Here is a 24,187-nt window from a genome sequence, read left to right as displayed (position 1 = left end):
ATCGGGGCAGATACTTGTTACCGACGGGTACCGATCGGGCCGTCGACCGCCTAGGCTGCGCCGTATGACGGACCTCACAGCAGATGCCACGGTCATCGAGCAGCCCGGCGCCGGCACCGCGGCCCGCAACCCCGCCGCTCCCGGTGGCGGCCGCACCGTCGCCGCGGCCGTCCCGGCGTCGCTGGTCGCCCGCCTCGCCGCCGGCGTCACCGCGGCCGGCGAGCCGGCCCTGGTGGAGACCGTCGCCCCGCTGACCGGCGAGCGCCTGGCCGGCCTGCCGCAGTCCACGCCGGCCGACGTCGAGGTCGCCTTCCAGCTGGCCCGCCGCGCCCAGCCGGCCTGGGCCGCACTGCCCGTGCGCCGCCGCGCCGCCGTTCTGCTGCGCTTCCACGACCTGCTGCTCAAGCGGCAGGACGAGGTGCTGGACCTGATCCAGGCCGAGACCGGCAAGGCCCGGCTGCACGCCTTCGAGGAGGTGCTGGCCGTCGCCATGGCCGCCCGCCACTACGGCCGCGCCGCGCACTCCTACCTGCGGGACAAGCGGCACGGCGGCGCGCTGCCGGTGCTCACCCAGGCGATCGAGGCCCGCCGGCCGAAGGGCGTGATCGGGCACATCTCGCCGTGGAACTACCCGCTGGAGCTCTCCATCGGCGACGCGCTGCCCGCCTTCGCGGCCGGCAACGCCGTGGTCAACAAGCCGGACACGCAGACCGCCCTGACCGCGCTCTGGGCCCGTGAGCTGCTGATCGAGGCCGGGCTGCCGGCCGACCTCTGGCAGGTCGTGATCGGCGACGGCCCGGTGATCGGCCCGGCCGTGGTCGAGCACGCCGACTACGTCTCCTTCACCGGCTCCACCCGCACCGGCCGCGAGGTGGCCCAGCGCGCCGCCGCCCGGCTGGTCGGCGCCTCGCTCGAACTCGGCGGCAAGAACGCCATGCTGGTCCTGGCCGACGCCGACCTCGACCGGGCCGCCGAGGGCGCCGTCCGCGCCTGCTTCTCCTCGGCCGGCCAGCTCTGCATCTCGATCGAGCGGCTGCTGGTGCACCGCTCGGTGGCGGACGAGTTCCTGGCGAGGTTCGCCGAGCGCACCCGCGCGCTGCGCCTCGGCGGCGGCCTCGCCTACGGCGCGGACATGGGCTCGCTCGTCTCCGTCCGGCAGCTGGACGCCACCGTCCGGCACGTGGCGGACGCGGTCAAGGCCGGCGCCACCGTGGTGGCCGGCGGCCGGGCCAGGCCGGACCTCGGCCCGTTCTTCCACGAGCCCACCATCCTGGACGGCGTCACCCCGGACATGGCGGTCTGCGCCGAGGAGACCTTCGGCCCGGTGGTCTCGGTCTACCGCTTCGACACCGAGGACGAGGCGGTCGCCGCCGCCAACTCCACCCCGTACGGCCTCAACTCCAGCGTCTGGACCAAGGACCTGCGGCGCGGCCGGGAGCTGGCGGCCCGGCTGCGCACCGGCACGGTCAACGTCAACGAGGGCTACGCGGCGGCGTACGGCTCGGTCTCGGCGCCGATGGGCGGCATGGGCGAGTCCGGGCTCGGGCGGCGGCACGGCGCCGAGGGCATCCTGCGGTACACCGAGGCGCAGACCATCGCGAGCCAGCGGCTGATACCGATCGCGCCCGCCTTCGGCCTGGACGACCGGCAGTTCGCCGCGGTGTTCACCGGCGGGCTGCGGGTGCTGAAGGCCCTGCGGTTCAAGTAGGCCGGTCCTGGCCGGTCCTGGCCGGTCCCGTCCGGCCCGGTGTGCGGCCGACCCCGTCTGCGGCCGTCCCGGGCCGGGGCGCGTCCGTTCCGCGTTTCGTCGTCGCGTTTCGTTTCCCGAAGGAGCAAGGCACATGGTGGGGTCCCGCGATGAGGCGGAGTTCGACTACGACGTGGTCGTGGTCGGCTCCGGCTTCGGTGGTTCGGTCTCCGCGCTGCGGTTGACCGAGAAGGGCTACCGGGTCGCCGTCCTGGAGGCCGGGCGGCGCTTCGAGCGCGACGAGCTGCCCCGCAACTCCTGGGACCTCGCGAAGTACCTGTGGGCGCCGAAGCTCGGCCTCTACGGCATCCAGCGCATCCACCTGCTGGCCAACGTGCTGATCCTGGCCGGTGCCGGGGTCGGCGGCGGCTCGCTGAACTACGCCAACACCCTGTACGTGCCGCCGAAGGCGTTCTTCGAGGACCGCCAGTGGCGGCACATCACCGACTGGCAGGAGGAGCTGGCGCCGTTCTACGACCAGGCGCAGCGGATGCTCGGCGTACGGCTCAACCCGACCGTCACCCCGTCCGACGTCCACCTCAAGGCGGCCGCCGAGAAGATGGGCGTCGGCGACACCTTCCACATGGCGCCGGTCGGGGTGTTCTTCGGCGACGGCAAGGACGCAGACGGCTGCGCCAAGGCGGCGCCCGGTGAGGAGATCGCGGACCCGTACTTCGGGGGCGCCGGCCCCGCCCGCAAGGCCTGCGTGGAGTGCGGCGAGTGCATGACCGGCTGCCGGCACGGCGCCAAGAACATGCTCACCGAGAACTACCTCCACCTGGCCGAGCGCGGCGGCGCCGAGATCCACCCGCTCACCACGGTGGCCCGGATCCGCGAGTACCGCGACGCCCGCGGGAACGAGGGCTTCGCCGTGGACGTGCGCCGCACCGACGCCCGCTCCACCACCGACCGGGTCAAGGCGGGGGCGCGCACCATCACCGCCGCCCGGGTGGTGGTCGCGGCCGGCACCTACGGCACCCAGTCGCTGCTGCACCGGATGCGCGACGGCGGCCACCTGCCGCGGCTGTCGGCGCGGCTCGGCGAGCTGACCCGGACCAACTCGGAGGCGCTGGTCGGGGCCCAGACCACCGACCGGCGGTACGGCAGCCGGGCGGACTTCACCAAGGGCGTCGCGATCACCTCCTCGATCCACCCGAACGAGAACACCCACATCGAGCCGGTGCGCTACGGCAAGGGCTCCAACGCGATGGGCGCGCTCTCGATCGCGCAGGTCAAGGGTGCCGGGAAGGGGCCGCGCTGGCTGCGCTACCTGGGTAACTCGGTCCGGCACCCGGTCACCTTCGCCCGCTCGATGAACCAGCGCCGCTGGTCGGAGCGGACGATCATCGGCCTGGTGATGCAGTCGCTGGACAACTCGATCACCGTCTCGCTCAAGAAGACCGGCCTCGGCAAGGGGCAGCTGACCTCCACCCAGGGCCACGGCGCGCCGAACCCGACCTGGATCCCGGCCGCCGAGCAGGGCGCCCGGGCGCTGGCGGAGGAGATCAACGGCTTCGCGGGCAGCACCGTGGGCGAGATCTTCGACATCCCGATGACCGCGCACTTCCTCGGCGGCTGCCCGATCGGCGACTCCGCCGAGACGGGCGTGGTCGACCCGTACCACCGGCTCTACGGCCACCCCGGCATCAGCGTGGTGGACGGCGCGGCCGTCTCCGCCAACCTCGGGGTCAACCCCTCGCTGACGATCACCGCGCAGGCCGAGCGCGCCATGTCGATGTGGCCCAACAAGGGCGAGGAGGACCTCCGCCCGGCTCCGGGCGACGCCTACCGCCGGGTCGTGCCGGTCGTGCCGGTGCGTCCGGCGGTGCCGGCGGACGCCTTCGGCGCGCTGCGGCTGCCGCTGCTGGCCGTCCCGAAGGTGCCGAAGAAGGCGGAGACGAAGGATTCCTGATTCCGTGTCAGGAGTGGTGGGTGGCGCGCCGGCGCCGGTTGACATCCCTCCGGGCACGATGGGATAAACGGGCTCCCTGGGGGGACCAGGGGCTCGTTCGACCGGGGGGAACGCGGTTCATGGCCATCTGTGCAGCGTGCGGTGCGGCTTCGGCGGAGGGGGCGCTCGGCTGCGCCTCGTGCGGACGGCCACTGGCGCCGCCCCCGCCGCCGCCCGCCCCACCCGCGGCCCCGGCGGTGCCGCCGCCCCCGACGGCGGGGCCCGCCGTGCCGCCGGCTCCGCCGGTACCGCCCGCCGTGCCGCCGGCTCCACCCGCACAGCCCGCCGCGCCCGGGTACCCGCCGCCCGCCGTGCCGCCCGCCGGGGGCAGCTGGGGCGCCGGCCGGCCGTACGACCCGGCCGGGGCGCAGTCGGCCGTGCTGCGCCGGTTCACCGGCGAGGACTGGCGCCCGGCGCTGCGTGCGGTGATCGCGCCGACGGTGGTGCTCCTGCTCGCCGCCCTGATCGCCGCGATCCCGGACGGCTACAGCTACTCCTTCCTCTTCGAGGCGCCCGGGTTCGGCGACCGCTTCGGCTCCGCGCTGGCCATGGCTCTGGCGGCGCTCGGCGCACCGTTCCGGCTGGGGGTGGACTTCGGCACTCTGCGCGGCTCCGGCACCAGCACCGGTGGGACGACGGCGCGGCTGGTGCCGATGACGGTCACCGCGGCCTGGCTGTTGGCGCTCTGGTGGGGCCTGCGCGCGGGTGCGCGCGCCCGGCGGGCCCGGACCGGCGAGCAGCAGACCCGGCGGTACGCGGCCGGCGAGGCGCTGCGCACCGCACTGGTCGCGGGCGGCGTGACGCTGCTGTTCGGTCTCGTCGCCGGTGCCGAGTGGCACCCGGGCGGGTCGCGCGGCAGTGGCCGTCCCGGCGACTTCGACTACAGCGGCCTGGTCGGCCGGGCGACGTTCACCACCGACGCGGGCTGGCTGCAGGCGGTCGGCTGGACCGCGCTGCTCGCCGGGCTGCTCGCCTTCGCCGTCCACGGCACCGACGCGCTGCGCTGGGCGGCCTGGCGCAACCGGGCGGTGCGCGGCTGGGCGGTGGCGGGTCTGACGGCGGGCCGTGCGCTCGCGTTCTCGGTCGGCCTGTCCGCGGTGGTCGCCTTCGTGTTGATCGCGGTCCACGCCGAGGGCTGGCAGACCGGTGTCTCGGTGGCCTTCCTGCCGAATGCCGGCCTGCTGCTGCTCGGCTTCGGCTCGGGGGCGACGTTCCGGACGACCAGCGAGTACCAGCGCTCGGCCACGCCCTCCTGGGACCGGTCGGACTCCGACGACCTCTCCTTCTTCGACCTGAACGGTGAGACGGCCGACTGGCGGTGGGCCGGTCTGCTGGCGCTGGCCGCGGCGGCCCACCTCGGCTGGACGGCCTACCGCCGCCGCCTGGACGCGGCCGACCGGCTCCGCCTGGCGGTCCTCTACGCGGTGGGTCTGTCGCTGCTGATGTCGGTTGCGGGGTCGTTGGTCTCGTCCGGCTCCACCGCGACGTACGGCGGACGCACGAGTGACGGCGGCTCGGAGGAGTCGATCGGCCTCGTCCTTCTCACTCTGCTGGCGGCCAATGCGGTCTGGGCGGCGGTCGGTGCGCTCGCGCTGCCGCCGCTGCTGACGGCGGTCCGCGGCGGCGCACCCGGCGGCCCGGTCGCCGCGGTGCCCCCGCAGGGCGGCCCCCTGGACGCCGCCGACCTCGCGCCCGGCTCCGTGCCCGGCGCCGTGCCCGGGCCCGCGGCGGAGCCGTTCGCGCCGGGCCTCGGGGTGAGCGAGGTGATCGGCTCGCACAGCGACCCGGCCCCGCCCGCCGCACCCCCGACGGGCTCGGCCGACACCCCGTCGGACCCGAGCGTCTGGCGCAAGCACCCGTAGCGCGCCCGGCCGGCGCGCGCCGCGGACCGGGCCGCGGGAGCCGTTCCGCGCCGGGCGCGCGGGCGGACCCGGAGGGCGGGACGGGCGGGACCCCGCAGGTCGGACCCGGCGGATCGGATCGGGCGGGCGGACAGGGCAAAGGGCCCCGCGGGGGAACGGGGCCCTTTGTCGCTCAGCACACGGCGTCAGGGCTGCGCCGGTGCTGGGGTGACGGCGCCGGGGGAGGAGCGCCGTCGGGTCGGTCGGCTTCGGGTCGCACCGTCGCGTTCCGGCGCGGGTGGGCCGGTCGCGCGGGGCGCGCACGCTGGCGGTGCGGGGCCGGTGCGCATGCCTGCGCCGGGCCTTCGCTCACGGAGCGTGAGGTGATAATCGTTGCCACCGCGGGTCTCGGCGGCACCGGTTCGGTACTCCGCAGTAGGCCTTCGGCCATCGGGAGAACCTCTTCCACGCAGCATCGTGCTGGACGAAGGGCTTGGTCTGCAACCGATTCGGCATGATTCGGCACAGTCCATTTTCGGCCCGGCCGCTCCGCTCCGGCCCGGCCGCAGCCACGCGGAGGCGCTCTGTGACAGCCGGGCAGGGTGGGTTGGATGATCACGGTGCGTAGTGGTGGCGCCGGAGCGCACGAGGACGCGCGTAGCGGCGCGGGACGGTGAACGGTGTGCGCCTGGGTCGCGCCGGGGTGCGGCGGCCGGCCTCCGGGCGTCCCCGGGGGCCGACCGCCCCACCTCCTTGGTCCAGTCGCGGCCGGGGTCGCTGTCCCCTGCTGGCCGGCCGCTGCACCCGCGCACGGTCCCACGGCGCCCCCGCTCCCGGCGGGGCCGGGACGGCGGCGGCACCACGTGCGCCGGTGGACTGGGATGAGCTCCACGCGTGGTCCTGCAAGCCCGTGCGGCGGTGCCCCGGCCGGGGCGGAGGCGGCGCGCCTGGCGGGCGCGGCGCGGTGGCACGGTCGTCTGAAGCAACGAACCGGCGGCCCGCGCGGTCACGGTCTCTTGGACGGGCAGACGAGTGAAACCGGCCAGCCCGGTAGACTCGGGGTGAGACCCCCGCCCGTCGCCGCCGCCCCAGCCGGGGGCGCCAAGCGTGCGACACGCTAGATACCGCTGCCGGAAGGCCGTCCGTGTCCTCTGCTATTCCCGACCAGTCCGCACCCGAGACCGACACCGTCCTGGTCGTCGACTTCGGTGCCCAGTACGCCCAGCTCATCGCCCGACGGGTGCGTGAGGCCCGGGTCTACAGCGAGATCGTGCCGAGCAGCATGCCGGTCGCCGAGATGCTCGCCAAGAACCCCAAGGCGATCATCCTCTCCGGCGGCCCGTCCTCGGTGTACGAGGAGGGCGCGCCGCGGCTCGACCGCGCGATCTTCGAGGCCGGCGTCCCGGTCTTCGGCATGTGCTACGGCTTCCAGCTGATGGCCATCACCCTCGGCGGCACCGTCGACAACACCGGCGCCCGCGAGTACGGCCGCACCCCGCTGGCCGTCTCCCGCACCGGTTCCACCCTGTTCGAGGGCGTCCCGGCGCAGCACTCGGTGTGGATGTCGCACGGCGACGCCTGCTCCGCCGCCCCGGAGGGCTTCACCGTCACCGCCTCCACCGACCTGGTGCCGGTCGCGGCCTTCGAGAACGACGAGGCGCGTCTCTACGGCGTCCAGTACCACCCCGAGGTGCTGCACTCCGACCACGGCCAGCAGATCCTGGAGCACTTCCTCTACCGCGGCGCCGGCATCGCGCCGACCTGGACCACCGGCAACGTGGTCGAGGAGCAGGTCGCGCTGATCCGCGCCCAGGTCGGCGACAAGCGCGCCATCTGCGGCCTCTCCGGCGGTGTGGACTCGGCCGTCGCGGCCGCCCTGGTCAACAAGGCCATCGGGGAGAAGCTCACCTGCGTCTACGTCGACCACGGTCTGATGCGCAAGGGCGAGACCGAGCAGGTCGAGAAGGACTTCGTCGCGGCCACCGGCGTCCAGCTGAAGGTCGTCGACGCGCAGGAGCGCTTCCTGGACGCGCTGAAGGGCGTCAGCGACCCGGAGGAGAAGCGCAAGATCATCGGCCGGGAGTTCATCCGGGTCTTCGAGCAGGCGCAGGCCGAGATCGTGGCCGAGGCCGGCGAGCACGGCGAGTCGGTCGAGTTCCTGGTCCAGGGCACCCTGTACCCGGACGTGGTGGAGTCCGGCGGCGGCACCGGCACCGCCAACATCAAGTCCCACCACAACGTCGGCGGCCTGCCCGAGGACCTGCAGTTCCAGCTGGTCGAGCCGCTGCGCAAGCTGTTCAAGGACGAGGTCCGGATGGTCGGCCAGGAGCTCGGCCTGCCGGAGGAGATCGTCCAGCGCCAGCCGTTCCCGGGCCCGGGTCTGGGCATCCGGATCGTCGGCGAGGTCACCAAGGAGCGCCTGGACCTGCTGCGCGAGGCCGACGCGATCGCCCGCGAGGAGCTGACCGCCGCCGGCCTGGACCGCGAGATCTGGCAGTGCCCGGTCGTCCTGCTGGCGGACGTCCGCAGCGTCGGCGTCCAGGGCGACGGCCGCACCTACGGCCACCCGATCGTGCTGCGCCCGGTCTCCTCCGAGGACGCCATGACGGCCGACTGGTCGCGCCTGCCGTACGAGGTGCTGGCGAAGATCTCCACCCGGATCACCAACGAGGTCCGCGACGTCAACCGCGTGGTGCTGGACTGCACCAGCAAGCCGCCGGGCACCATCGAGTGGGAGTGATCACTCCTGACCGGTTCTGAACCGGCATTGAACGGCCGCGCCGTCGTTCCCGTATACAAGGGAGCGGCGGCGCGGCCGTTCGCGGGTGGAAGGGGAGCCCACCGGGTGGGCCCTCCCACCGAAAGTGCTCACAACCGTGCAGAATGCGGACCGGACCTGTCAGACGTTGGCGGGCCGCGAAGGAAGGTGTGGGGAATGTCGGAGGCCAGCGGCGCCGGGGCGACCGTCGCGGACGCGGGCGGCAGGGCCGAGCGAGCGGCCCGGCGGAAGGCGGCGGCCTCGAAGTACGCGCTGCTGCCGCTGCGGATCTTCCTCGGGGTCACCTTCGTCTACGCGTCCCTGGACAAGCTCTCGGACGCCCACTACCTGGCCGGCGCGGGCGACCCGGCCTCCTTCGTCTCGCAGACCCAGGCCGCGAAGGGCACCAGCCCGATCTCCTTCCTGCTCGGCCTCGCGCTGGACGCGCCCACCCTGTTCGCGCTGGCCATCGCCTTCGGCGAGCTGGCGGTCGGCCTCGGCACCCTGCTCGGCCTCTGGGGACGGGTGGCGGCCCTCGGCGGCGCACTGATCAACCTGAGCCTCTGGATGACGGTGAGCTGGAACGTCTCGCCGTACTACCTCGGCAACGACCTCGTCTACCTGATGGCCTGGACCCCGCTGCTGCTGGCCGGCACCCCGTACCTCTCGCTGGACGGCTACCTGGCCAACCGCGCTACCCGGGACCGCGAGCGCGGGCTGGCCGAGGGCCACGTCCAGCGCCGGGCCGTGATGGACGGCGGCATCGCGGCCGTCGCGATCGGCGGCGCCGGGCTGCTCACCGGCTCGCTGACCAACACCTTCGGGCGGGACAAGAACGCCAAGCCCGGGCAGTCCGCCGCCCCGGCCCCCACCGGCCCTTCCGGACCGCCCGCCTCGGTGGCCGCCGCGAGCGTCCCGGTCGGCGGCTCGGCCCAGGTCAAGGACCCGGCCACCGGCGACGCCGTCTACATCGTGCAGCCCAAGGCGGGGCAGTACTGCGCCTTCTCCTCGGTCTGCACGCACTCCGGCTGCGCCGTCGACGCGCCGAAGAACGGCCAGATGTACTGCCCCTGCCACGGGTCCCGGTTCGACGCCGCCACCGGTGCGGTGGTCAACGGCCCGGCCACCAAGCCGCTGCCGAAGTACGGCGTCACCAAGGACGGGGACAGGTTGAACCTCGGGCCGCTGCAGAGCTGAGCTGCTCGCCCGAAGGCGGAGGCGGGTCGCCGTACGGCGACCCGCCTCCGCCTTCCCGTGCTCAGAACGTGTCGTCCTGCTCCGGCTCCTCCGGGCGGCTGCGCCTCGCCATCGCCGCGACCGCTCCGACCAGCCCGCCGACGCCCAGCACGATGAAGGTCACCGGGAGGACGATCCGGCCGTTCACCGACTGGTGGTTGAGCGCGGCCACCAGGTACAGCACCGCGATCACGGTGAACAGCCCGCCCGCGATCAGCGAGAAGAGATCGAGCTGGTGCTTCCTCACGACTGGACCACCTTGATGTCGCCGAGCCCGACCGTCAGCTTCAGGTCGAGCGTGCCCTTGGATGTCTGACCGTTCAACGGGTGGTACTGGTACTGGCGCGTGACGTTCTCCCGGCTGACCGGCTCCCCGGGGGCCTTGACGTCGCCGAGCAGCACCCGGGCCGTCAGGTTCACCGTCACGTCCCGGGGCACGGTGACGGTCAGCTGCCCGGCGCCGAGCTCCACGGTGGTCGCCAGGGTGGCTCCCGCCGGGTCCAGCCGGCCGAGGTCGAGCCTCATCTCACCGGCGCCGAGGCCGTAGCGCTCCTCCAGCTCGGCGGCCGAGGTGACCGTCCAGCTGCGCTCGCCGGCCGCGTTCTGCATCGACGTCGGCGAGTGGCCGACGAAGGTGAGCGCCAGCGTCAGCAGCAGCCCGGGCACGACCAGCTTGCGGGCCCGGCCGAACTTCGCGCCGACCAGCAGCGTCAGCCCGATCACCAGCAGCGCCGTCGCCAGCCCGGCGGCGCTCACCACGGTGACGCTGTGCCCCCGGGAGGAGGCCGACCAGACCGCGGTGGCCGCACCGGCCGCCAGCAGCAGCCCGATGACGGAGAGCGGCGAGTGCTCGTGCCGGCGCCGGTGCACCACGACCCGCGGCGGTGGCGGGGGCGGAGCGGCCGGGCCGCTCTTGCGCAGCGGGTCGCCCTGCGGCAGGTCGGCCCGCTGCCACCACGGCTGGGCCGCGCCCCCGGGCGACGGGGTCGCGCCGGCGTCGCCGTACGGGTTGCGCTCGGGGTGGCGCGGATCCCACAGGTAGCCGGTCGGGCCGGCGTGCGGGGTGTCGACCGGCACCGTCCCGGCGGCCCGCTCCCGGGCGTGCCGCTCGCGGATCTCCTCGTCCTCGGCCGTACGCGGCCAGGTGGCGGCCGGGGCCGTCGGCTCCGCCTCCGGGAAGAGCCGGTCGTACGGGCCGTGCCGGTGCTCCCGGCCGCGCCGGCGCCCGCGCACCCGGCCGCCGCGGCGGCGCTCCGGGTCGTAGCGGACGGCCAGGAAGACCAGCGCGGCGAGCAGCAGCAGCGGGAAGAACTGGTCGCCGTCGCCCATCGACGAGAAGAAGACGCCGGTGCCGATCACCGTCAGCAGCACCGCGCCGACCGACTGGCCGTCCACCCGCCCGGTGAGCACCCGCTGGAGCTCGGTGCGGCCCGCCCGGCTGCCGCCCTTGCCGTCCGGGACCGGCTCGGTCGGGACCACCAGCCAGGCCAGTCCGTACAGGAAGAGGCCGAGGCCGCCGGAGAGGCAGAGGACCACCGTCACCACGCGGAAGACCACCGGGTCGATGTCCAGATGCCGGCCCAGGCCGCCGCAGACGCCGGCGACCACGCGGTGGTGCTCGGTCCGGGTCAGCGGGGGGCGGTCCGGCGCCGGCGGGGCGCTCGGCCCGGCCTCCTGGATGCGGTGGTCCTCGGTCATGCCCACCATCCTGGTGGCTCCCGGACGCCCGCCCAACCGCTCGCGGCCCTGCCCGTACCCTGACTTGTCCCTGAGAGGGGGTAGGGACCGACCCTGATGCGTCCGCACCCGCCCGCGTGGAACGATCGGTGGCGTGGCAGCCCCCGGTACCGACCCCCGTCCGCTCGTCCCCGACGCCGCGCCGTCGCCGGGCGGCGATCCGACCGTGCCCGGCGAGGGCCGGCCGCCCTACCGGCGGCTCTACCGCAGCCCGCAGGGCCGCATGCTCGGCGGGGTCGCGCACGGTCTCGCGGTGCACCTGGGGCTCCCGGTCGCCTGGGTCCGGGTCGCCTTCGTCCTGCTCTTCTTCGCGCAGGGGATCGGCGCCCTGCTGTACGCGGCGTTCTGGTTCGTGGTGCCGATCGGCATCGGCGAGCCCGCGCAGCGCGGCGCGCACTGGGTGTACGTCAACGGGGCCTTCGTGCCGGCCGGCTCCTGGCAGGCCTCCGGCGGGCCCGGTACGGAGCTGAGCAAGAGCCGGCGCGGCCGGATCGGCCGGCTGCGGGAGCTGCTGCAGCACGCCCTGCAGGGCGAGCCCGCCACCGTGCCGGGCGCCGAGCCCGCGCAGGTCCGGGCGGCCGCGCCGCGCCAGGGCGGCCTCGGGCAGCTCGCCGCGCTGGTCATGGTGGTGATCGGCCTGATCGCCCTGCTGAGCGCGCTCGGCGTGCAGACCGCCCGGCCGTACACCTGGCCGCTGCTGGCCATCGGCGTCGGCGTCGCGCTGGTCTGGCGGCAGGCCGACGACTCGCGCTGGCAGCGCTGGTTCGGTCTGGAGGAGGGCGAGAAGCGCCGCGGCGCCTACACCCGGGTCGGCGCCGGCGTGCTGCTGGTGGTGGTCGGCACCATCGCCTTCCTCGCCCTGCAGGGCAGCGGATCCACCATCGGTTCGGTGATCGAGGCCGCGCTCGCGGTGCTGGCCGGCGTGCTGGTGCTGGTCGGCCCGTACGCGCTGCGGATGTGGCAGGACCTCGGCGCCGAGCGCACCGCCCGCATCCGCGCCCAGGAACGGGCCGAGATCGCCGCGCACGTCCACGACTCCGTGCTGCACACGCTGACCCTGATCCAGCGCCGGGCCGAGGACCCCAAGGAGGTGCTGCGGCTCGCCCGGGCCCAGGAGCGCGAGCTGCGGCTCTGGCTGTACCGGCCGGAGGCCGCCGCCGAGGCCGCGCCGGACACCATGGCGGAGAGCCTGCGCGCGGTGGTCGCCGAGGTCGAGGACCGCCACGGCGTCCCGGTCGAGCTGGTGATCGTCGGCGACTGCCCGATGGACGAGCGGGTCGCGGCCCAGATGCAGGCCGCGAGGGAGGCGACGGTCAACGCGGCCAAGTACGGTGGCGGGGGACCGGTCCAGGTCTACGCCGAGGTCGAGGGGAGGACCGTGATGGTGTTCGTCCGCGACCACGGACCCGGCTTCGACCCCGACTCGGTGCCCGAGGACCGGATGGGAGTACGGGAGTCGATCCTCGGCCGGATGAAGCGCAACGGCGGCACCGCACGGGTGCGGCCCGCGCCGGACGGCGGGACCGAGGTCGAGCTGGAGATGGAGAGAGCGAATGACTGAGGCAGCGCCGGACAGGACCGCGCGGGTCGTGCTGGTCGACGACCACCGGATGTTCCGGACGGGGGTCCGGGCCGAGATCGGGCGCACCGAGGCGACCGGCATCGACGTGGTCGGCGAGGCCGACGACGTCGAGTCCGCGGTCCGGGTGGTCGCCGAGACCAGGCCGGACGTGGTGCTGCTCGACGTCCACCTGCCCGGCGGCGGCGGTGTCGAGGTGCTGCGCCGCTCGGCCGGGCTGATGGGGGAGCCGGGCGGGGTGAAGTTCCTCGCGCTCTCGGTGTCCGACGCGGCGGAGGACGTGATCGGCGTGATCCGCGGTGGCGCCCGCGGCTACGTCACCAAGACCATCACCGGCACCGACCTGGTGGACGCGATCTTCCGGATCGCCGACGGCGACGCGGTGTTCTCGCCCCGGCTGGCCGGCTTCGTGCTCGACGCCTTCGCCGCCACCGACACCCCGCCGGTGGACGAGGACCTCGACCGGCTGACCCAGCGCGAGCGCGAGGTGCTGCGGCTGATCGCCCGCGGCTACGCGTACAAGGAGATCGCCAAGCAGCTGTTCATCTCGGTGAAGACGGTGGAGAGCCACGTCTCGGCGGTGCTGCGCAAGCTCCAGCTGAGCAACCGGCACGAGCTGACCCGCTGGGCCACCGCCCGCCGCCTGGTCTGAGCCCGGGCCGCGGGGCCGGGCCGCCGCCCCCGCCCGCCTGCCCCGCCCGCCCGGTCCATCAGGGCCGGGCGGGCTTGTCGGTGCGGGGCCATAGACTCGATGTGCCATGAGTAGCCTCTTTGACGACCTCCCGCTCCCCGGCTTCGAGGCCCCCGCCGCCGGGTCGAAGCAGCAGCCCGCGCCCATCGACGAGGAGCCGCCGCCGTACGAGGACGACCTCCCGTACGAGGCGTACGAGGAGTCGATCCCGGAGGGCCTCTTCCAGACCGACCACGCCGCCGAGGCCGAGCGGGACGCCTGGTACCGCAACGGCGCCGCCCGGACCGTGGTGGACCCGGCGCAGCTGCTGGAGGGCATGAACGACCCGCAGCGCGAGGCGGTGCTGCACGCGGGCTCGCCGCTGCTCATCGTGGCCGGCGCCGGCTCCGGCAAGACGCGCGTGCTGACGCACCGGATCGCCCACCTGCTGGGCGCGCGCGGGGTGCAGCCGGGCGAGATCCTGGCCATCACCTTCACCAACAAGGCCGCCGGCGAGATGCGCGAGCGCGTCGAGCAGCTGGTCGGCCCGCGCGCCCGCGCGATGTGGGTCTCCACCTTCCACAGCGCCTGCGTGCGGATCCTGCGCCGCGAGTCCAAGCTGCTCGGCTTCACCTCGTCGTTCTCGATCTACGACTCGGCGGACTCGCAGCGGCTGATGTCGCTGGTCTGCCGGGACCTCGACCTGGACCCGAAGCAGTTCCCGCCGAAGTCCTTCACCGCGAAGATCAGCAACCTCAAGAACGAGCTGATCGACGAGGAGACCTACGCCGACCAGGCCGCCAACCCCACGGAGAAGAAGCTCGCCGAGGCGTACTTCCTCTACCAGCGGCGGCTGCGCGAGGCCAACGCGCTCGACTTCGACGACATCATCATGACGACGGTGAACCTGCTGCAGGCCTTCCCCGACGTCGCCGAGCACTACCGGCGCCGGTTCCGGCACATCCTGGTCGACGAGTACCAGGACACCAACCACGCCCAGTACACGCTGGTGCGCGAGCTGAGCGGCGGCGCGGTCGCGGACGCCCCGAAGCGCACCGCCGACGGCGACTACGTGAACCCGGCGGCCGGCCGGCTGGCCGAGGTGCCGCCCGCCGAGCTCTGCGTGGTCGGTGACGCGGACCAGTCGATCTACGCCTTCCGCGGCGCGACGATCCGCAACATCCTCCAGTTCGAGGAGGACTACCCCAACGCGACGACCATCCTGCTGGAGCAGAACTACCGCTCCACGCAGACCATCCTGAGCGCCGCCAACGCCGTCATCGAGCGCAACGCCAACCGGCGCGAGAAGAAGCTCTGGACGGCCGGCGAGCACGGCGAGAAGGTCGTCGGCTACGTCGCGGACGACGAGCACGGCGAGGCCCAGTTCATCGCCGACGAGATCGACCGGCTCACCGACAAGGACGAGGCCAAGCCCGGCGACGTCGCGATCTTCTACCGGACCAACGCCCAGTCCCGGGTGTTCGAGGAGGTGTTCATCCGGGTCGGCCTGCCGTACAAGGTGGTCGGCGGGGTGCGCTTCTACGAGCGCAAGGAGGTCCGGGACGTCCTGGCGTACCTGCGGGTGCTCTCCAACCCGGAGGACACCGTGCCGCTGCGCCGGATCCTCAACGTGCCCAAGCGCGGCATCGGCGAGCGGGCCGAGGCGATGATCGACGCGCTGGCCTCGCGGGAGCGGATCTCCTTCGCCCAGGCGCTGGTGCGGGTCGACGAGGCGTACGGCATGGCCGCGCGCTCGGCCAACGCGGTGAAGAAGTTCAACCAGCTGATGGCCGGGCTGCGGCAGGTCGTCGAGTCGGGCGCCGGGCCGGCCGCGGTGCTGGAGGCCGTGCTGGAGGAGACCGGCTACCTCGCCGAGCTGCAGGCCTCGACCGACCCGCAGGACGAGACCCGGGTGGAGAACCTCCAGGAGCTCGCCTCGGTCGCCCTGGAGTACGAGCAGGACCCGGGCGAGCGGCCCGACGCCGGCGAGGAGGGCACGCCGCCGGTCGGCTCGCTGGCCGACTTCCTGGAGCGGGTCGCGCTCGTCGCCGACTCCGACCAGATCCCGGACGAGGACGAGGAGGGGCAGGGCGTCATCACGATGATGACCCTGCACACCGCCAAGGGCCTGGAGTTCCCGGTGGTCTTCCTGACCGGCATGGAGGACGGGATCTTCCCGCACATGCGGGCGCTCAACCAGGTCAAGGAGCTGGAGGAGGAGCGCCGGCTCGCGTACGTCGGGCTCACCCGGGCGCGGGAGCGGCTCTACCTGACCCGCTCGGTGCTGCGCAGTGCCTGGGGGCAGCCCGCCTACAACCCGGCGTCGCGGTTCCTGGAGGAGATCCCGGACTCGCTGGTGGAGTGGAAGCGGACCGGGGCGGCCTCGGCGCCGGCCTCGCGCGGCTACTCCTCGGGATCGTCCTGGGGCGGTCGGTCGGGCGGCTCGGGCGGCGGCTCCGCACGGGGGACGGCGCGCGGTTCGGCGGCGGCCTCGCCGAAGGCGGGCTGGGGCCAGTCGGCGCGGCGCTCCGGTGCGGCGGTCGAACGCGAGGTCGTGGGGCTGGCGGTCGGGGACCGCGTCACCCACGACACCTTCGGCCTGGGCACGGTGGTGGCCACCACCGGCGTCGGCGACAAGGCGCAGGCCACGGTGGACTTCGGGACGGAGGGGCGCAAGCAGCTGCTGCTGCGGTACGCGCCGGTCGAGAAGCTCTAGAAGCCTGATGAAGATCTTGCTGTTGGAGGGGTTGTCCTGTCTGGGACAGCCCCTCCAGCGCTATGTGGTTGCGGGGGCGATGGTCCAGGTGTGGCCGGTGCGGGTGAGTCCGAGGTTGATGAGGCGGCGGAGGTTGAGGGCGGCGGCGCGGTTGTGGAGCCAGGTGTTGTTCTTCAGGACGCCTCGGTAGGGGACGCGGCGGTTGCCCCGGGCGGTGAGCCATGCGATGGCGCGTTCCACCGGTGGCCGCCAGCGGCGGTATTCGGCCTGCCAGGTGGGGTCGGAGGCTTGGTCGCGGGCGGCTTTCAAACGGTCGTAGTGGGCGTGGACCTGGAGGGCGCGGCCGGTCTTGGAACGGGTGCACCGCTCGCGCAGGGGGCAGTGGGTGCAGAGCTTCTTGAACTGGGCGGTGCGGGCGCCGGCCGCGTCAGGGCGGCCGAGGGCCTTGGTGTGGCCGGCCGGGCAGGTGACGGTGGCGGCCCGGGTGTCGACGTGGAAGTCGTCACTGGTGAAGCCGCCGGGGACGGCGGGCCGCTGCGGCGGTGGCTTGACGACCGGGGTGTGGCCGTCGGTTTCGAGGGCTTCGCGCAGGTCGCCGGTGCCGTAGGCGGTGTCGCCGAGGATGGTCAGCGTCTCGCTCTCGTCGGCGAGCAGGTCCTGGGCGACGGCGGCCTCGTGGTTCTGCGCTCCGGTGCCGGCGGTGAGCTCGACTTCGGTGAGCAGGCCGGTCTCGGGCTCGAACGCGGCGTGGGCGCGGAAGCCCTCCTGGTGGCGGGTGCGGGTCTTGTGGATGTGCCGGGCCTCGGGGTCGACGGTGGACACGATGCGGTCGTGAGCGGTGCCACGGGCGATCCGCCAACGGCCGTCGCGACCGTCGGAGCCGTCGGCGACCTCCACGTCCTGACCGGCGACCAGGGCCAGCAGCCCGACCGCGTTGGCGGCCTTCTCGTCCAGCTGGCGTTCGGGCAGGCGGCCGAGCAGGTTGAGGGCATCGGTGACCAGGGCGTCGACCAGGTCGGCGCGGGCCCGCTCGTCGTTCCAGGCGATGCGGGGCTTGCCCGGGTCGGTGTAATCGTGGGCGGTGCACCAGGTGGCGGCGGTCCGCCCGGCGTCGGGGACGTCCCGGATCACCCGGCGGATCGCGGCGATCAGCTGGGTGACGGTGTCCTGGGTGGCCACCGCGTCGTCCAGCACGGTGGAGTCCAGCGCCCGCCGCTGCCTGCCCTTGAGGACGCCGGTCGCCGCCACTACCTGCCTGACCCTGGTGAACAACCGGTTCGGATCCGGCGAGCGCTGCAGCCGGCGGCGGAAGTAGGCCAGCAGCGACGGGTCGAACGCGGTGTCGTACAGGCCGAGCCCGCACGCGGCCTTCCACCGCAGGTCACACCGCAGCTGTTGGACCGTCTCGAAGTCCGACAACCCGTGCAGGCTCTGCAGGACCACGGTCGCCGCCAGGACCTGCGGCGGCATGCTCGGCCGTCCGTTCCGAGACGGGTACATGTCCGCGAACATCGAACCCGGGAACAGCGCCTCCCGGTGCTCGGCCAGGAACGCGAAGACACTCCCCGCCGGGATCAACTCCCGGCAGGTCTCCCACACATCCGGCCCGACCAGCTCCCCGGCCCATTCCCCCATCGCCACAGAGACGAGTCTGGCCCCACCACACGGACGGTGGGGCCAGAACCCAACATCTTCATCAGACTTCTAGGGCCTCTCGTTCGGATCTTGCCGGGCGCGCGACGCCGGAGCACGCACCTCGACGGCTTGTCGTCGGTCGCCGATGGCCCCCAGCCTCCGGCCGGGAGGTACCCCCACCGCATGGACTCCCTCCTCCGCACCGCCGATGCACGCACGCATGGGGGCACCTCCCGGCCGAAGGCTGGGGGAGCCGCGCGCTCATCCGACAAGATCCGAACGAGAGGCCCTTGGGGGCGTCCCGGTGGGCCGGTCCGCGGGACCGGCCCCACCGCGGCGGAGGATCAGCGCGGGTCGACGCCCTGGGCGAGGAACCAGGGCAGCGGGTCGACCGGGCCGGTGCCGCTCGCCGGGCGGATCTCGAAGTGCAGGTGCGGGCCGGTGCTGTTGCCGCTGCTGCCGACGAAGGCGATGACGTCGCCGGCCTTCACCGTCCCCTTGCGGATCTTGTACGAGCGCAGGTGGCAGTACCAGGCCTCGGTCCCGTCGGCCATCTTCAGTATCGTCATGTAGCCGTACGACGGGTTCCACTGCGTGCGGATCGTGCCGTCGGTGACGGCCATGACGGGGGTGCCGCCGTCCACCGGGAAGTCGATGCCGGTGTGCCGCTTCGCCCAGTGCGTGCCGGCGGCGCCGAACATCTCGCCCAGCCCGTGCTGGGCCACCGGGAGCGAGACGGCCGGGCGCTGCTGCTGCGGCGCCTCGACGGCCCCGGCCCCGGCCGGGTCGGTGCCCCCGGGGTCGGCCGCGCCGGCGGGCTGGGCCCCGGCGAGCGGCTCGCGGGCGTCGGCGCGGGAGGCCTGCGGGGCGTCGTTCCCGGCGAGGGCCTGCTGGGCGGCGTCCCGGGCCGGCGCGCTGTCGGCGGCGGTGGCGGGGGTGACCTGGTCGGGCACCAGGCCGGCCGCCTGGGCGCGCCGCTGGTCGGCGTCCCCCTGGACGGTCACGGCGGCCGCCGCGGCCACTCCGAGCGCGGCCACCGAGGGCAGCGCGACGCGCAGCAGCGCGGTACGGGTGGCGGCCTTGGCGGCGTCGCGGCGCTGGGCGCGCGACTGCTCACGGGCGGCCATCCGCATCTCCGCACGGGTCGGGCGGGCGGCTGCATCGGGAGCCATCGGGGGCTGCCTCCTCGGTGGGCCTCGGGCACGTCATCGGGCGAGGGAAAACTGCCGAGACTGTAGCCGCAACGCCGACATCCGGACAAAAGTCCGGATGTCAAGAGGTGAGTTGGCAGGTCGTGGGCGGGCTGGGCGCGGATTCCGCGGGGTATACCGGCAGGTGGTGGGCGGGTCGCGGGGCGGCCGCTGTGATTTTCCCCTCCAATTGAGGGGCGGCGCGGCCAGGGTGGCCGGGTGGCGCTAACCTCCCCTCAGGTTGGTTATTGCTGGTTAACCGCGCCCGTGGCCCACGAGGCCCGGTGGGGTGGTGGACGACGAGGTCCAGGAGGCAGTGATGGGTGTGTCAGGCCCGATCCGTGTGGTGGTCGCCAAGCCCGGGCTCGACGGTCACGACCGCGGCGCCAAGGTGATCGCGCGCGCTCTGCGCGACGCCGGTATGGAGGTCATCTACACCGGCCTGCACCAGACGCCCGAGCAGATCGTCGACACCGCGATCCAGGAGGACGCGGACGGCATCGGCCTGTCGGTCCTCTCCGGTGCGCACATGACGCTCTGCGCGCGCGTCCTGGAGCTGCTGAAGGAGCGCGAGGCGGAGGACATCAAGGTCTTCTGCGGCGGCATCATCCCGGACGAGGACATCGTCGAGCTCAAGGCGATGGGCGTCGCGGACATCTTCACCCCCGGGACGCCGACCCGGGACGTGGTGGCGTGGGTCGAGGCGAACCTGCGCGCGGCGGGCTGAGCCGACCGTCCCACAGGTGCTCGCCGGGCCGGTGCGGGGTGTTCACCCCGGACCGGCCCGGACGTTTTCCGGCGGCGGGCCGAGCGGCGGGCCGAACGGTCAGAACGGTCAGGCGGCGAGCTCGGCGAGCATGGCCTCGCGGAAGCGCAGGGTGCCGGCCAGCCGGGCGAAGGTCTCGGCCCAGGCCGTCGCCGGGGTGCTCTCCGCCGCCAGCTCCTCGACGGCGGCGGCGGTCTCGGGGGCGAGCGCGCGCTCGGTCATCCCCAGCACCCCGCTGTGGCTCCACGGATAGGCGCCGGAGGCGGCCGCCCGGGCGAGGGCCGCGACCACCGCGGTGGAGAGCGGCGGCGTCCACGGTGTCGCGCAGGCGCCGAGCAGTTGGAAGGCCTCGCCGAGGCCGTGCACCTCGATGAAGGCGGCCGTCCAGGCGGCCCGCTCCTCGGCCGGCAGCACCGCGAGCAGCTTGGCCGGGGCGCCGGTCGGCCGGGGCGCGCGGGCCCGTCGCTGCTCCGGGGCCGGGGCGGGTGCGGGGCCGAGCAGCGCCCGGGCCCAGCCGGCGTCCTGCTGGCGGACGGCGGCCCGCGCCCACGCCTCGCGCAGGTCGTCGGACCAGCTGCCGTCGGTCTCGTCCAGGCTGTCGCCGACCCGCAGCGCGAGCAGCTGATCGGGCGTCAGTCCGGTGGCCCCGGACCAGCCGGACAGCGGCGAGGCGGCGATCACCTCGCCGAACCACCAGGCCCGTTCGCCGCGCCCGGTGGGCGACTTGGGCGCTATGCCGTCACGCTGCATGGCCGCGTCGCACTCGGCGGGCGGGGTGACGAGCAGGTGGGTGCCGCGGTCGGAGAGCCGGACGGCGGCGCGGGCCCGCTCGGCCATCCGCCGGGCGAGGGCGGAGCCGGGCAGGGTCGAGAGCAGCTCGGCGGCGGTGGCGCGGACGTTCTTGCTGCGGTCGCCGAGCGCGGCCTCCAGGAAGGGTTCGTCGGCGGCGGAGAGCCCCTCCTGCAGGGCGTCCAGGAAGAGCAGTCGGTCCTCGGCGCGCTCGGTCGGCCAGGTGCTCTGCAGCAGCGCGAGGCCGGCGGCCGGGTCGGTGCGGCGCAGCACGGTCAGGTGGGTGACCCGCTCGGCGAACAGGCCCTCGTGCCAGAGGTGGTGGTCGCCGTCGGCGGCGCGGGGCGCGGGGGCGTCGGGCGTGGGGGCCCCGCCGGCGGCCGGGGCCTCGCCGGTCGTCGGGACCTCGCCGGTGGTGCGCAGGACGAACCGCCAGTCGGGGTTCCGCTCGGCCAGCCAGCGGCCGAGCGGACCGGCCAGGACGACCGCGTCGGAGCGCAGTTCGCTACGGGCGCGGGCGGCGTCCAGCAGGCTCGGGACGAGCGCGGCGGGCGGGCGGAACCCCCGGGCGCGGGCCGTGCCGAGCCACTGGGGGAGCAGCTCTGCGACGTTGGCGAGGACGGCGCTGCCGCCGCCGGGCCTGGTGCCCAGCAGCAGCGAGAGACGCCGCGCGGCGGGCGCCGGAAGCTCGGGCCGCCCGTCCGCCGGAGCGGGTGGGGCGATCGCCGCGGTGGCGGCGCAGGGGAGCGCGCCGGCGCGGCGGCGGACGGTCTCCAGGGCGGCCAGTTCGAGCAGGGCCGTGGCGGGGTCGCTGCGGTCGACCGCCCCGGTGGCGGGGACGGCCGGGTCGGCGGCGGGGAGCGGGCGGCGGTCGGTGCCGAGCAGGGCGGTGGTGTGGAGGGACTCCCAGGGGTCGGGCATGCGGGCTCCTGAGCGGTGAGGTGGGACGGCGGGCGGCTGGGGCGACCGCCGTCGGGCGCGGCTTCGCGCCCGGGGGTCAGGGGGTGGAGAGGCCGATCGGGCGCCGGTCCGGGCCCCAGGCGGTGACGGGGGAGAAGCCCCGGTGGCCGTGCTCGCCGAAGACGGTGAGGGGGCGCCCGGTGGAGACCGCCGCGAGCCGCCAGAGCGCGGACTCGGGGACGGCGGCGCGGTGGACCGGCAGGGTGTGGTGGCCGTCGGTGAGGTGCCAGCCCTCGGGGCTGAGCACCGGGACGACACCGGTCAGCACGGTGGGCCAGGTGTCGAGCCAGGGGTCGTCGGCGACGGCGGTGCCGTAGCCGGCGACGGCCTCGGCGACGGTGAGGCCGGTCGGCTCGACGGCCGGGCCGGGCTCGGGCGCGCCGTAGCGGGTGCCGAGCGCGGCGCGCAGCGGGCGGGCCCCGGGGTGGAAGGCCAGCTCGGCCTCCAGCAGGTGGCCGGTGGGGAGGGCGAGGTCGGGGGCCTGGCCGGGGCGGCCGAAGGCGAGCAGGAGGGCTGGCCGGCCGGTCTTGGCGCCGCGGAGCCAGACCCGGCGGGTGGTGAGCCGGTCGTCCGCGGTGTCCCGGCTGCCGAGCACGTGCCAGCGGTCGCGGACGGTCGGGCCGGCCAGGAGTTCGGAGGCGTCGGTGGTGTAGCCGACCCGGGCGCGGACGGTCGCCGCGAGCGGGTCGGGCAGCTCGTCGACGCGGGTGGCGGCGGTGGCGAGCAGGTGGAGCATGGCGTACTCCTCCAGGAGGCGGTGCTGGGGTGCGGTGTCGAGTTCGCGGACCCGGGTGGCCAGGCCCGGGGCCTGGGCGTCGACCATGCGGGCGGCGACCTCCTCCCACGGGCCGGCGGTGGACTGGTCGGCCAGGCCGTGGCGGATCCGGTCGGCCAGGCGCAGCCGGAGCTCGGCCGCCCCGGCGGCGACCCGGGCCGAGCGCCGCTCGGCACGGCGGCGCGCGGCGGCCGGGTCGGCCGGGGCCTCGGCCCGGGCCGCCCGCTGTTCGGCGCGGTCGCGGCGCTGGGCGAGCCACTCCGATGCCCAGTCGGCGGGCTCGGCGGCCGGGACGGCCTCGGGGCTGCCGCTCCAGAGCAGCAGCAGCCCGAGCGCGTGCTTGCACGGGAACTTCCGGCTCGGACAGGTGCAGGTGTAGGCGGGCGTGGCGAGTTCGACGACCGTGCGGTACGGCGTCCGGCCGCTGCCCTTGCACTCCCCCCAGAGGGCGCTGCCGTCGGTGCCTGCGGCCGACCAGGGTGCGGGCGAGGAGAGCTTGCCCGCGGCCTTCTGCGACGCGGCGTCGGGCGCGAGGGACAGGACGTGTTCGGTGCTCCAGCGTTCCTCCATGCCGACGACGGTAGGCGGGGGGACTGACAGTCCGGGCCGTCGAACTGAGGTCCGGTCAGGATTGTCAGTGGGCCGGTGCAGGGTGGTTCCTGCAGGCCGGGACGCCGACCTGGCTCCCCCCGATCACCCCGCCGCCTGCCACAGGTGTGTCCGGCGGCCGACCCGAAGGAGCCCCATGACCGACGTTCTGCGGCAGCACGCCGAGGACGCCTTCGCGGCCGAACTGGCCGCGCTGGCCGCTCAGGACGACCGTCCGCGCCCCGAGCGCTGGAAGCTGTCGCCCTGGGCCGTCGCCCGGTACCTGCTGGGCGGCGAGCTGGCCGACGGCACCGTGATCACGCCCAAGTACATCGGGCCGCGGCGGGTCGTCGAGGTCGCCGTGACCACGCTGGCGACCGACCGCGCACTGCTGCTGCTCGGCGTGCCGGGGACGGCGAAGACCTGGGTGTCGGAGCACCTGGCCGCGGCGATCAGCGGCGACTCCACCCTGTTGGTGCAGGGCACCGCCGGCACCCCCGAGGAGGCCGTCCGCTACGGGTGGAACTACGCCCAGCTGCTCACCAACGGGCCCAGCCGGGAGGCCCTGGTGCCGTCGCCGCTGATGCGGGCGATGGCCGACGGCAAGATCGCCCGGGTCGAGGAGCTAACCCGCATCCCGGCCGACGTGCAGGACAGCCTGATCACGATCCTGTCCGAGAAGACGCTCCCGGTACCGGAGTTGGGGTCCGAGACCCAGGCGGTCCGCGGGTTCAACCTGATCGCCACCGCCAACGACCGCGACCGCGGGGTGAACGAGCTCTCCAGCGCGCTGCGCCGCCGGTTCAACACCGTGGTGCTGCCGCTGCCCGCCTCACTGGAGGAGGAGGTGGACATCGTCACGCGCCGGGTCGAGCAGCTCGGCCGCTCGCTGCAGCTGCCCGAACTGCCCGGCGGCGCCGCGGAGATCAGGCGCGTGGTCACCGTCTTCCGGGAGCTGCGGGCGGGGATCACCGCGGACGGCCGGACGAAGGTGAAGACGCCGAGCGGCACGCTGTCCACGGCCGAGGCGATCTCGGTGGTGACCAACGGGCTGGCGCTGGCCGCCCACTTCGGCGACGGCGTGCTGCGGGCCGGCGACGTCGCGGCCGGCGTGATCGGCGCGGTCGTCCGGGACCCGGTCGCCGACCAGGTGGTGTGGCGCGAGTACGTCGAGGGCGTGGTGCGCGAGCGGGACGGCTGGAAGGACTTCTACCGCGCCGCCCGGGAGAACGCCCGCTGACGTGGCGAC

16 protein-coding genes and 1 pseudogene are annotated in these 24,187 nt (G+C 74.6%); 11 read left to right on the top strand and 6 right to left on the bottom strand.

Annotated features, from left to right (window positions below; translation table 11 throughout):
* Positions 1–64 precede the first annotated feature (64 nt).
* The 6 genes and pseudogenes from RMN57_RS16555 (at position 65) to RMN57_RS16530 (ending at position 9,494) form a co-directional block, all read left to right on the top strand.
* The gene (locus RMN57_RS16555) at positions 65–1,708 is read left to right on the top strand and encodes a succinic semialdehyde dehydrogenase (RefSeq protein ID WP_313764154.1); all 1,644 of its coding nucleotides are present in this window, start codon (positions 65–67) and stop codon (positions 1,706–1,708) included.
* A 133-nt stretch (positions 1,709–1,841) separates the two neighbouring features.
* Positions 1,842–3,659 (top strand): GMC family oxidoreductase, encoded by a 1,818-nt coding sequence (locus tag RMN57_RS16550; RefSeq protein ID WP_313764153.1) that lies wholly within the window; start codon positions 1,842–1,844, stop codon positions 3,657–3,659.
* A 350-nt stretch (positions 3,660–4,009) separates the two neighbouring features.
* Complete coding sequence (locus tag RMN57_RS16545; protein WP_313764152.1) at positions 4,010–5,560, top strand: hypothetical protein; 1,551 nt, start codon at positions 4,010–4,012, stop codon at positions 5,558–5,560.
* A 1,123-nt stretch (positions 5,561–6,683) separates the two neighbouring features.
* The gene (guaA, locus tag RMN57_RS16540; protein ID WP_313764151.1) at positions 6,684–8,279 is read left to right on the top strand and encodes a glutamine-hydrolyzing GMP synthase; all 1,596 of its coding nucleotides are present in this window, start codon (positions 6,684–6,686) and stop codon (positions 8,277–8,279) included.
* Between the two features lie 195 nt (positions 8,280–8,474).
* Positions 8,475–9,005, top strand: a pseudogene (locus RMN57_RS16535) (DoxX family membrane protein); the annotation flags it as partial.
* A 42-nt stretch (positions 9,006–9,047) separates the two neighbouring features.
* Complete coding sequence (locus tag RMN57_RS16530) at positions 9,048–9,494, top strand: Rieske (2Fe-2S) protein (RefSeq protein ID WP_313767853.1); 447 nt, start codon at positions 9,048–9,050, stop codon at positions 9,492–9,494.
* Positions 9,495–9,555: 61 nt separating this feature from the next.
* On the opposite strand, the gene RMN57_RS16525 is transcribed toward RMN57_RS16530, so the two are convergent.
* Positions 9,556–9,780 (bottom strand): hypothetical protein, encoded by a 225-nt coding sequence (locus tag RMN57_RS16525; protein WP_313764150.1) that lies wholly within the window; start codon positions 9,778–9,780, stop codon positions 9,556–9,558.
* Positions 9,777–11,231 (bottom strand): PspC domain-containing protein, encoded by a 1,455-nt coding sequence (locus RMN57_RS16520; protein ID WP_313764149.1) that lies wholly within the window; start codon positions 11,229–11,231, stop codon positions 9,777–9,779. The genes RMN57_RS16525 and RMN57_RS16520 overlap by 4 nt, the downstream gene beginning before the upstream one ends.
* Before the next feature lie 133 nt (positions 11,232–11,364).
* On the opposite strand from RMN57_RS16520, the gene RMN57_RS16515 reads away from it, so the two are divergent.
* The 3 genes from RMN57_RS16515 (at position 11,365) to pcrA (ending at position 16,235) form a co-directional block, all read left to right on the top strand.
* Entirely contained in the window at positions 11,365–12,831 is a 1,467-nt protein-coding gene (locus RMN57_RS16515) for a PspC domain-containing protein (RefSeq protein ID WP_380234366.1), read from the top strand.
* A complete protein-coding gene (locus RMN57_RS16510) occupies positions 12,824–13,501 on the top strand; it encodes a response regulator transcription factor (RefSeq protein WP_238862947.1) in 678 nt (225 codons plus the stop codon). Before RMN57_RS16515 ends, RMN57_RS16510 begins: the two co-directional genes overlap by 8 nt.
* 106 nt (positions 13,502–13,607) lie before the next feature.
* The gene (gene pcrA, locus RMN57_RS16505) at positions 13,608–16,235 is read left to right on the top strand and encodes a DNA helicase PcrA (RefSeq protein ID WP_313764148.1); all 2,628 of its coding nucleotides are present in this window, start codon (positions 13,608–13,610) and stop codon (positions 16,233–16,235) included.
* 60 nt (positions 16,236–16,295) lie between these two features.
* Here the strand turns inward: pcrA and RMN57_RS16500 are convergent, their stop codons facing one another.
* Positions 16,296–17,870: an IS1182 family transposase gene (locus RMN57_RS16500; protein ID WP_313767715.1), complete on the bottom strand. Its 1,575-nt coding sequence runs from the start codon at positions 17,868–17,870 to the stop codon at positions 16,296–16,298.
* 344 nt (positions 17,871–18,214) lie between these two features.
* Positions 18,215–19,042, bottom strand: a complete 828-nt coding sequence (locus RMN57_RS16495) for a peptidoglycan DD-metalloendopeptidase family protein (protein WP_313764147.1) — start codon at positions 19,040–19,042, stop codon at positions 18,215–18,217.
* 337 nt (positions 19,043–19,379) lie between these two features.
* Here RMN57_RS16495 and RMN57_RS16490 point away from each other — a divergent pair, with 337 nt between their 5' ends.
* A complete protein-coding gene (locus RMN57_RS16490) occupies positions 19,380–19,787 on the top strand; it encodes a cobalamin B12-binding domain-containing protein (RefSeq protein WP_148644434.1) in 408 nt (135 codons plus the stop codon).
* A gap of 108 nt (positions 19,788–19,895) precedes the next feature.
* Here RMN57_RS16490 and RMN57_RS16485 read toward each other — a convergent pair whose 3' ends face one another.
* Both RMN57_RS16485 and RMN57_RS16480 read right to left on the bottom strand, forming a co-directional pair.
* Entirely contained in the window at positions 19,896–21,536 is a 1,641-nt protein-coding gene (locus tag RMN57_RS16485) for a DUF5691 domain-containing protein (protein ID WP_313764146.1), read from the bottom strand.
* 76 nt (positions 21,537–21,612) lie between these two features.
* Positions 21,613–22,920, bottom strand: coding sequence for an SWIM zinc finger family protein (locus tag RMN57_RS16480; RefSeq protein ID WP_313764145.1), 1,308 nt, complete (start codon positions 22,918–22,920; stop codon positions 21,613–21,615).
* Positions 22,921–23,095: 175 nt separating this feature from the next.
* Here RMN57_RS16480 and RMN57_RS16475 point away from each other — a divergent pair, with 175 nt between their 5' ends.
* Positions 23,096–24,178 (top strand): AAA family ATPase, encoded by a 1,083-nt coding sequence (locus RMN57_RS16475; protein ID WP_313764144.1) that lies wholly within the window; start codon positions 23,096–23,098, stop codon positions 24,176–24,178.
* The last annotated feature ends 9 nt before the right edge of the window (positions 24,179–24,187 follow it).

The organism is Kitasatospora sp. CM 4170 (assembly GCF_032110285.1).
Lineage (GTDB): Bacteria > Actinomycetota > Actinomycetes > Streptomycetales > Streptomycetaceae > Kitasatospora > Kitasatospora aburaviensis.
Note: the sequence above shows the minus strand (reverse complement) of the source record. Positions and strands in the feature narration are given on the sequence as shown.